The sequence below is a fragment of the Streptomyces griseoflavus genome (assembly GCF_014649995.1).
Lineage (GTDB): Bacteria > Actinomycetota > Actinomycetes > Streptomycetales > Streptomycetaceae > Streptomyces > Streptomyces griseoflavus.
The window spans coordinates 1-9,000 of the sequence record NZ_BMUC01000019.1; the positions used below are offsets into that span (position 1 = coordinate 1).

A 9,000-nucleotide genomic window follows, 5' to 3' on the forward strand; every position below is an offset into this window, starting at 1 on the left:
TCAGATCTTTCCGATCCGATTTCCTCGGTGCTTTCCAGGTTCACGCTTTCGCGTTTCCCTTTCCGGCGGTTCCGACTTTATCAGAAGTTTCAGGGCGGACTTACCGGCCTTCGTTTTCCGATTTATCGGGAGGTGCCTCCGCGGAATCAACGTTCCGTCGAGAAGCGACTAGATGCTCACTGTCGCCGTCCGGGGTGAGACCCCGTCTCCAGGCAACTGTTTGAATCTACCTCCCCACATGTCCCGTGTCAACGGTTCCTGTGGAGCGAAGAGGAGACTAGCAGCTCGACGGGCCGCTGCGCACATCAGGCGGCCGTGGGCAGGTCGGCGCTGCGTTCGGACTCCTCGAGGTCGCCCGTCTCGCCGGCCCGTGCGGCGCGTCCGCCCACGACATAGACGTAGGCCAGGAAGGCCAGCTCCGCGACGACGCCGATGGTGATGCGGGCCCAGGTGGGCAGGCCCGACGGGGTGACGAAGCCTTCGATGGCGCCGGAGACGAAGAGGACGAGGGCGAGGCCGATCGCCATGGCCAGGGCTGCCCGGCCCTCCTCGGCGAGGGCTGTGCGGCGGGTGCGGGGACCCGGGTCGATGACGGTCCAGCCGAGGCGGAGGCCCGTCCCCGCCGCGACGAAGACGGCGGTGAGCTCCAGCAGGCCGTGCGGCAGGACGAGACCGAGGAAGGTGTCGAGCCGGCCGGCGGAGGACATCAGACCGAAGCCGATGCCGAGGTTGAGCATGTTCTGGAAGAGGATCCAGAGGACCGGCAGGCCCAGGAAGACGCCAAGGATGAGGCAGAGGGCGGCGGCCCAGGCGTTGTTCGTCCACACCTGGGCGGCGAAGGACGCGGCGGGGTTGCTCGAGTAGTACGTCTCGTACTGACCGCCGGGGCGGGTGAGCTCGCGCAGTTCGCTGGGGGCGGCGATGGACGCCTGCACGTCGGGGTGGGTGCCTATCCACCAGCCCAGCAGTGCCGCCACGGCCGTGGAGAGCAGGGCCGTGGGTACCCACCAGTGGCGGGACCGGTAGACGGCGGCCGGGAAGCTGTGGCCCAGGAAGTGGGTGACGTCCCGCCAGGAGGCCCGGCGCGTGCCCGTCACCGCGCTGCGCGCGCGTCCCACGAGTTGGCTGAGCCGGCCGGTCAGCTGCGGATCGGGAGCGGCCGACTGGATCAGGGAGAGGTGGGTGGCGGCGCGCTGGTAGAGGACGACGAGTTCGTCGGCCTCGGCGCCGGTGAGGCGGCGCCGGCGTCCGAGGAGGGCGTCGAGGCGGTCCCACTCCGCACGGTGGGCGGAGACGAAGACGTCGAGGTCCATCGGTGTGCCTGCTCCTCGGCTGTTCGTCGGCGGTCGGATCATCAGCTTGGCAGACTGACGGTGTTCGGGGCAGGGCCAGGGAAGGGCGGCAGGCGTGAGTGAGCTGGTGACGGGCGAGGCGGTGGCGCTGGAACTGCGCCCCGCGAGGCTGCCCAGCAGGGCGCTGGCCGTGCTGCTCGATCTGGCGGCCGCCGTGGCCGTGTACGTCGCGGTGACGATCGGCCTTGTGGCGGCCACGGCCTCTCTGGACGAGGCGGCGCGGACGGCGCTGTCGATCGCCGTGTTCGTCCTGGTGCTGGTGGGTGGGCCGATCGTGGTCGAGACGCTCAGCCACGGGCGGTCGCTCGGCAAGTTGGCGTGCGGGCTGCGGGTGGTGAGGGACGACGGGGGGCCGATCCGGTTCCGGCACGCGCTGGTGCGGGGCCTGATCGGTGTGATCGAGATTCTGATGACGCTCGGGGTCGTGGCCTGCATCGCCTCGCTGGTCTCTGCACGCGGCAGGCGGCTCGGGGACGTGTTCGCGGGGACGCTCGTGGTGCGGGAGCGCGTTCCGGCCGGGCAGGCGGGTTTCGTGCCGCCGCCCCCGCCGTGGCTCGCCGGGCGTTTCACGGGGCTGGACCTGTCGGCGGTGCCCGACGGTCTGTGGCTCGCCGTGCGCCAGTACCTGACGCGGATGCGGCAGCTGGACCCCGCGGTCGGCTGGTCGATGGCGGAGCGGCTGGCCGCGGACCTGGCGGAGCGGACCGGGACGCCGGTGCCGCCCGGGGTGCCGCCCGCGGCCTATCTGGCGGCGGTGCTGCAGGAGCGGCAGGCCCGGGAGGCCCGTCGGGCGTTCGGGAGCGGCACCGCGATGGGGGGCGGACAGTCCGGTGCCGCCGGTCCGGCGGGTGTGACCGCGTTCCCGGTTCCGCCGGCAGAGCACCCGCCGGCACAGTACCCGTCGGCGCCGCACCCGGCCGGTCCCGCCGCGGAGGTGCCGCCGGATGTGCGGCCGTCCGTTCCGCCTGCGGTCCCGGCGGACGTGCCGGGCGACCGGCCGTCGACGGGGTTCGTCCCGCCGGCGTAGGCGGGCCGGGGAAGGTCGGTGGGCGGTCAGTCGAAGACCGAGGGCGGTGACTCGAGGTCCTCCAGCTCGACGCCGGGGGCGGCGAGGACTACGTCGCCGGCGAGGTGCACCGCGTACTGCTCGCCCGTGTCCAGGGCTGTGACCTGGTACGTGTCGACGGTCAGGGGGCCGTTGTCAGTGGGGTGTGCTTCTCTCTTCACCAGTGCCCAGGACTGGTCCACCGTGCGGGGGGCGAGGACCGGGTCCGTGAGGGCGACCAGGCGTACGCGGACGGCCGCGGTGGAGGGGGTGAGGCGCAGGAGACGGGCGGTGGCGACGAGGAACGCGGGGGACGAGCCGGTGAAGGCGTGGGCGCGCGCATTGCCTTCGGTGGCGTGGGTTCCGGTGGGGTCGGTGCGGACCCAGGTGACGCCGTCGAGGGCGGCGCCGCGGACCTGCCAGCTCGCGGCGTGCAAGTCGAGGCGGATGGGGCGGCCCAGTTCGTCGAGGGCGAGGTCGACCGAGCCCAGGTGGTCGCCCGAGGGGGCGGTGAGCTGGGAGACGTAGCGCCAGCCGGAAGGGCCGGGGGCGCAGTGGAAGTGTTCTTCCGCGAGGGGGGTGTGATCGTGCGGATCGTGGAGCGAATAACGGCCGCGGGGCATGGGGGTCCTGGGTCGTGACGGCTGGGCCGGGTCTCCGGTCCGTCCATGGGGCAGGCCCCCGGCACGGGGGTGCGGGGGCCTGCCTCGATGGACCTGCTGCCGGGGAGCGCGTCCGTGCGTGGACGTGCTCCCCGCGACGGGAGCGTCGGCTCAGTAGCGGTAGTGGTCCGACTTGTACGGGCCCTCGACCTGGACGCCGATGTACTCGGCCTGCTCGGGACGGAGCGTGGTCAGCTTCACGCCGAGCGCGTCGAGGTGGAGGCGGGCGACCTTCTCGTCGAGGTGCTTGGGCAGCACGTAGACGCCGGTCGGGTACTCGTCGGGCTTGGTGAACAGCTCGATCTGGGCCAGGGTCTGGTCCGCGAAGGAGTTGGACATCACGAACGACGGGTGGCCGGTCGCGTTGCCCAGGTTCAGCAGGCGGCCCTCGGAGAGGACGATGATCTTCTTGCCGTCGGGGAAGGTCCAGGTGTGGACCTGCGGCTTGATCTCGTCCTTGACGATGCCCGGGATCCTGGCGAGGCCGGCCATGTCGATCTCGTTGTCGAAGTGGCCGATGTTGCCCACGATGGCCTGGTGCTTCATCTTGGCCATGTCCGAGGCCATGATGATGTCCTTGTTGCCCGTGGTGGTGACGAAGATGTCGGCCTGGCCGACGACCTCGTCGAGGGTCGTGACCTGGTAGCCGTCCATCGCCGCCTGCAGTGCGCAGATCGGGTCGATCTCGGTGATGATCACGCGGGCGCCCTGGCCGCGCAGGGACTCGGCGCAGCCCTTGCCCACGTCGCCGTAACCGAACACGACGGCGGTCTTGCCGCCGATGAGGGTGTCGGTGGCGCGGTTGATGCCGTCGATCAGGGAGTGGCGGCAGCCGTACTTGTTGTCGAACTTCGACTTGGTGACCGCGTCGTTGACGTTGATCGCCGGGAACAGGAGGGTGCCGTCGCGCTGCATCTCGTACAGGCGGTGGACGCCGGTCGTGGTCTCCTCGGTCACACCGCGGATCTCCGAGGAGAGCTGGGTCCACTTCTGCGGCTCTTCGCCCAGGGTGCGGTTGAGCAGTTCGAGGATGACGCGGTGCTCGTCGGACTCGGCGGTGTCGGGCGAGGGGGCCTTGCCGTCCTTCTCGTACTCGACGCCCTTGTGGACGAGGAGGGTGGCGTCACCGCCGTCGTCGAGGATCATGTTGGGGCCGCCGGTGGGGCTGTCCGGCCAGGTCAGCGCCTGCTCGGTGCACCACCAGTACTCCTCGAGGGTCTCGCCCTTCCAGGCGAAGACGGGGACGCCCTGCGGGTTGTCGGGCGTGCCCTCCGGGCCCACGGCGATGGCGGCCGCGGCGTGGTCCTGGGTGGAGAAGATGTTGCAGGACGCCCAGCGGACCCGGGCGCCGAGGGCGACCAGGGTCTCGATGAGGACGGCGGTCTGCACGGTCATGTGCAGGGATCCGGTGACGCGGGCGCCGGCCAGGGGCTGGGCGTCGGCGTACTCCCTGCGGATCGCCATCAGGCCGGGCATCTCGTGCTCGGCGAGGGTGATCTCCTTGCGGCCGAACTCGGCCAGGGAGAGGTCGGCGACCTTGAAGTCCTGTCGGTTGTCGACAGTCGTCATTGCGAGCTGCTCCTCGGTGTATGGGTCGAGGTGGGTACGGCTGGTCTGCGCGGCGGCGGACACAGGGGTGCCCGAAGAGGACACAGGCATGCCCGGTGCGCGCAGCGCAGTCCGTCGGAGGCCCTCTCTCCCTCGGCCGGCCCCCGGGGGGACCGCCCGACCGCCATCAGCAGCGACGTCTGGCTCCGTCCCAAGCTACACCGCCGGACCGGGCGGCCCCCAGTCCGGCCGCGTACACATCAGGCCGTTTTGGGGGCCGCCGGGACGGTCGCGTCGTGCGGGGGCGGCCGGTCACGGCGCGTGCCCCCGCCGCGCCTAGTGAGCGGTGTCCGGCTGGGCGGGGCCGCCGGGGGTGGCCTGGGGGTCGGGGCCCTTGGCGGCTTCCGCCTCGCTGTAGATGTCGGGCTCCAGGTAGATCACGCGGGCGATCGGGACGGCCTCGCGGATGCGGGACTCGGCGGCGTCGATGGCGGTGGCGATCTCGGCGGCCGTGTCGTCGTGACGGACGGCGATCTTCGCCGCGACCAGGAGTTCCTCGGGGCCGAGGTGGAGGGTGCGCATGTGGATGACGCGGGTGACGGTGTCGCCGTCGACGGCGGCGGCCTCGATCTTCCGGGTCTCCTCGGGGCCGGCGGCCTCACCGAGCAGCAGGGACTTGGTCTCCACGGCGAGGACCAGGGCGATCAGGATGAGCAGGACGCCGATGCAGAGGGTGCCGATGCCGTCCCAGACGCTCTCTCCGGTGGCCAGGGCCATGCCGACACCGCCGAGGGCGAGGACCAGACCGACGAGCGCGCCGAGGTCCTCCAGGAGGACGACCGGCAGCTCCGGGGCCTTGGAGTGGCGGACGAACTCCTTCCAGGAGCGGTTGCCGCGCAGGACGTTGGACTCCTTGATGGCGGTGCGGAAGGAGAAGCACTCCGCGATGATCGCGAAGACGAGGACGCCGACCGGCCAGTACCAGTGCGTCAGCTCGTGCGGGTGCTTGATCTTCTCGTAGCCCTCGTAGAGGGCGAACATGCCACCGACCGAGAAGAGCACGATGGAGACGAGGAAGGCGTAGATGTAGCGCTCGCGGCCGTAGCCGAAGGGGTGCTGCGGGGTCGCCCGGCGCTGGGCCCGCTTGCCGCCGACCAGCAGCAGGCCCTGGTTGCCGGAGTCGGCGAGCGAGTGCACGGACTCGGCGAGCATTGACGACGACCCGCTGAAGAGGAACGCCACGAACTTCGCTACCGCGATCGCGAGGTTGGCGGCGAGTGCCGCCACGATCGCCTTGGTGCCGCCTGACGCGCTCATGTGTTCGCGTTGTCCCTTCGTACGCCGTGTGGGGGCCCGGGCGGGCGCGTTCGTACGCCGCCCGGGCCTGGCCCGTCGTGTGACGGTGGGACATTGTTGCAGCCGGTCCCGGCGTCGGCGTGTCGGATCGTCGGCAGGGTCGGTCAGGCGATGACCGTGGCCCTGAACAGCGTTCCGGTACCCGCCACTTCCGCCTTCTCACCCGCGGGGACGAACACCGACGTGCCAGGGGTCAGTTCGTGCTCGCCCGCCCGGACGGAACCCGCGGTGCAGAGCAGGATCTGCGGGGTGGTGAGGGTGAGGTCGTGGACGGCGCCGGACTCGGGCAGGACGTAGCGGGAGAGGCGGAACTCGTCGATGGGGGTCTCGTAGACCTCCTCGCCGTCGGGGCCGGCCTCGGGGCGCAGGACGCCCGGGTCGCGGGCCTCGAAGCGGACGATGCGCAGGAGTTCGGGGACGTCGACGTGCTTGGGGGTCAGGCCGCAGCGCAGGACGTTGTCGGAGTTGGCCATGATCTCGACGGCGAGGCCGTCGAGGTAGGCGTGCGGGACCCCGGCGCCGAGGAAGAGGGCCTCGCCGGGCTGGAGCCGGACGTGGTTGAGGAGCATCGCGGCGATGACTCCCGGGTCGCCCGGGTAGTGGTGGGCGATGCCGGCGTACGGGGCGTAGTCGCCGCCGAGGCGGTCGCAGGCGGCGGCGGTCTCGGCGACCGTGCGGGCCATCTCCTCGGGGTCGGCGGTGAGGACCGCGGTGAGGACCTCGCGCAGGGCCGCCTCTTCGGGCTGGGCGTGCAGCAGGTCCACGTACGGCTTCAGGGAGTCCACGCCGAGGCCGTCGAGGAGCGCGGCGGCGCGCAGCGGGTCGCGGAAGCCGCACAGGCCGTCGAACTCGGTGACGGCACAGACCAGTTCGGGCTTGTGGTTGGCGTCCCGGTAGTTGCGGTGGGGCGCGGTGACGGGGACGCCCCGGCGCTCCTCGTCCGCGTAGCCCTCCTTCGCCTGGGCCAGGTCGGGGTGGACCTGGAGGGAGAGCGGGGACCCGGCGGCCAGCAGCTTGAGGAGGAAGGGCAGCCGGGGGCCGAACTTGGCGACCGATGCGGGGCCGAGTTCCTTCTCCGGGGCCGCCTCGATGAGTTCGACGAGGGTGCCCCGGCCGGTGCGCGAGGGTGCGCCGGTGTGGGCGCCCATCCACATCTCCGCCTGCGGCTCGCCGCTGGGCTCGGTGCCGAGCAGCCGCGGGATGGCGGTGGTGGAACCCCAGGCGTAGGGGCGGATGGTGTTGTCCAGGCGGTCCATGGGGTTGTCTGCGTTCCTTCTGCCGGTTCCGGTGCGTGACGTCAGGGGGTCCCGGCCATGATCAGGCTCGGGAGGCGAGCGCCAGGTAAACGGCGGCGAAATCCGTGACGGCGATCAGTTCCGCGAGGGTCTCCAGTTCGCCGCCCGCCTCGGGTTCCAGCTCGCTGATCGGCGTGTCATGGGTGAGCGCCAGTTCGCGGGCGGCGGGGGCCGCGGTGAGGCCGCCGGTGGGGCGGTCGCGGAGCAGCACCACGCGTGCGTGGAGGGCGGGCGTCTCCTCGACGCGGTCGCGGAAGAAGTCGTCGGGGTCCGCGCTGGCGGCGAGCCGGCCGGCGAGCAGGGCGCTGTGCGCGGCGAGCGCTTCGGGCAGTTCGGCCACGACGGCGGGCGTGCCGGACAGTTCGGCGAGCGCGGCGGCGAACCGGCGGCCGGCCGGACCGGCCGAGACGCCCTCGGTCCACAGGACGGGCAGGCTGTCGGCGAGTTCCGCGGCCAGGGTCTTGGCGGGGTTGCTGTACGTGACGATGGCGGGGCCGCAGCGCTCGGCGATGCCGTCGAGGCGGTCGGCGACCTTCTCCAGGGCCTCGGGCGGGGCCGAGAGCAGGCCGGTTCGGTCCAGGAGCGCGAGCAGGGGGGTCAGCAGCGCCCACAGGACGCCGGGGGCGACGGCCGCGACGGGTTCGTCCTGGTCGTAGGGCGCGGTGGCCATGGGGACGAACAGGCCGTGGGAACCGGAGACCGCTTCGGCGAGCGGAGTACGGGCGGGGGCGACGGCGACGACCGTGCAGCCGCGGCGGTACGCCTGCTCGAAGAGCAGGGACAGACCGGGTTCGGTGCCGTCCGGGGTGGCGATGAGGAGCAGGTCGACGGAACCGGCCCAGCCCGGCAGTTCCCACCGCAGGGCGCCCGCCGCGGGGGCGACGCCGGTGGGGGCGAGCCGGGTGACGGGGCTGCCGGCGCCGGCCAGGGTGCCGAGGAGGTCGGCGGCCTGGGTGGCCGCGGCGCCGGGGCCGGCGATGAGCACGGCGCGGGGGCGGCCGTCGGGTTCGAGGTTGTTGACGCCGGCGTCGGCGGCGTGCCGTGCGGCGGTGCGGACGCGGGCGCCGGCCTCGGCGGCGCCGCGGAGCAGGGCACGGCGGTCGGCCTCGGCGAGGCCCTCCGGTGAGTCGAGCAGCGATTCGTCGAGCATGGGCGGCAGGCTCCGATCTCCGGTCGGCGGGGCGGCGTCGGTGCGCGGTGTACCCGGTGCGCGGGGCGTGATGCGCGGGGCGCGATTCGCGGTGCGGAGCGGTGCGGTGCGCCTGCGCGGGGCGTTTACGCGGGGCGGCGGGCCTCGTCGACGAGGAGGACGGGGATGCCGTCGCGGACGGGGTAGGCGAGGCCGCAGTCCTCGCCCGTGCAGGTCAGCTCGGTGTCCTGCTCCTTGAGGGGGGAGTGGCAGGCCGGGCAGGCGAGGATGTCGAGGAGGCCGGCTTCGAGGGGCATGGGGGTTCCTTCGCTGGGTGGATGTGCTGGTCAGGGTACCGCCGGTGGGGGGCGGGCGGCGGGGTGGGCGGGGTTGTGCGGTGCGCGGTGCGGGGGCTGGGCGGGGGGGTGTGCGCGCAGCCCGGCACTCACCGGGTGCCGTCGCGCCCACCCGTGCCGCCCCAGCGGCACGACCGCCCGCGGAAACGAGGAGCCGAGGCGGGGCGGGAGATGTACGCCCAGCCCGGCACTCACCGGGTGCCGTCGCGCCCACCCGTGCCGCCCCAGCGGCACGACCGCCCGCGGAAACGAGGAGC

At 72.6% G+C, this 9,000-nt stretch carries 8 protein-coding genes; 1 reads left to right on the forward strand and 7 read right to left on the reverse strand.

From position 1 onward, the window contains the following. Nucleotides 1-305: 305 nt before the first annotated feature. Nucleotides 306-1,313, reverse strand: a complete 1,008-nt coding sequence (locus tag IE172_RS29730; RefSeq protein ID WP_190100434.1) for a stage II sporulation protein M — start codon at nucleotides 1,311-1,313, stop codon at nucleotides 306-308. Between the two features lie 94 nt (nucleotides 1,314-1,407). Between IE172_RS29730 and IE172_RS29735 the strand changes: the two genes are divergently transcribed. Beyond that, nucleotides 1,408-2,379, forward strand: coding sequence for an RDD family protein (locus IE172_RS29735; protein ID WP_190100435.1), 972 nt, complete (start codon nucleotides 1,408-1,410; stop codon nucleotides 2,377-2,379). Between the two features lie 26 nt (nucleotides 2,380-2,405). Here IE172_RS29735 and IE172_RS29740 read toward each other — a convergent pair whose 3' ends face one another. The 6 genes from IE172_RS29740 to IE172_RS29765 form a co-directional block, all read right to left on the reverse strand. Further along, nucleotides 2,406-3,020 carry a hypothetical protein gene (locus IE172_RS29740; RefSeq protein ID WP_190100436.1) on the reverse strand — a complete coding sequence of 205 codons (615 nt, stop codon included), beginning with the start codon at nucleotides 3,018-3,020 and terminating at the stop codon, nucleotides 2,406-2,408. Between the two features lie 150 nt (nucleotides 3,021-3,170). Further along, on the reverse strand, nucleotides 3,171-4,628 hold the full coding sequence (gene ahcY, locus IE172_RS29745; protein ID WP_190100437.1) for an adenosylhomocysteinase: 1,458 nt from the start codon (nucleotides 4,626-4,628) through the stop codon (nucleotides 3,171-3,173). 315 nt (nucleotides 4,629-4,943) lie between these two features. Further along, the gene (locus tag IE172_RS29750) at nucleotides 4,944-5,924 is read right to left on the reverse strand and encodes a cation diffusion facilitator family transporter (protein WP_190100438.1); all 981 of its coding nucleotides are present in this window, start codon (nucleotides 5,922-5,924) and stop codon (nucleotides 4,944-4,946) included. A 143-nt stretch (nucleotides 5,925-6,067) separates the two neighbouring features. Then, nucleotides 6,068-7,219 carry a mannose-6-phosphate isomerase, class I gene (manA, locus tag IE172_RS29755; protein ID WP_190100439.1) on the reverse strand — a complete coding sequence of 384 codons (1,152 nt, stop codon included), beginning with the start codon at nucleotides 7,217-7,219 and terminating at the stop codon, nucleotides 6,068-6,070. Nucleotides 7,220-7,280: 61 nt separating this feature from the next. Then, nucleotides 7,281-8,408 (reverse strand): SIS domain-containing protein, encoded by a 1,128-nt coding sequence (locus IE172_RS29760; protein WP_190100440.1) that lies wholly within the window; start codon nucleotides 8,406-8,408, stop codon nucleotides 7,281-7,283. A gap of 125 nt (nucleotides 8,409-8,533) precedes the next feature. Next, nucleotides 8,534-8,704 carry a Trm112 family protein gene (locus IE172_RS29765; protein ID WP_190100441.1) on the reverse strand — a complete coding sequence of 57 codons (171 nt, stop codon included), beginning with the start codon at nucleotides 8,702-8,704 and terminating at the stop codon, nucleotides 8,534-8,536. Between the last annotated feature and the right edge of the window lie 296 nt (nucleotides 8,705-9,000).

Bases quoted from the DNA above. Each gene is read 5' to 3' on its own strand.
- IE172_RS29750 (WP_190100438.1), bottom strand. From the start codon at position 5,924: ATGAGCGCGTCAGGCGGCACCAAGGCGATCGTGGCGGCACTCGCCGCC.
- IE172_RS29740 (WP_190100436.1), bottom strand. From the start codon at position 3,020: ATGCCCCGCGGCCGTTATTCGCTCCACGATCCGCACGATCACACCCCC.
- IE172_RS29765 (WP_190100441.1), bottom strand. From the start codon at position 8,704: ATGCCCCTCGAAGCCGGCCTCCTCGACATCCTCGCCTGCCCGGCCTGC.
- ahcY (WP_190100437.1), bottom strand. From the start codon at position 4,628: ATGACGACTGTCGACAACCGACAGGACTTCAAGGTCGCCGACCTCTCC.
- IE172_RS29730 (WP_190100434.1), bottom strand. From the start codon at position 1,313: ATGGACCTCGACGTCTTCGTCTCCGCCCACCGTGCGGAGTGGGACCGC.
- IE172_RS29760 (WP_190100440.1), bottom strand. From the start codon at position 8,408: ATGCTCGACGAATCGCTGCTCGACTCACCGGAGGGCCTCGCCGAGGCC.
- manA (WP_190100439.1), bottom strand. From the start codon at position 7,219: ATGGACCGCCTGGACAACACCATCCGCCCCTACGCCTGGGGTTCCACC.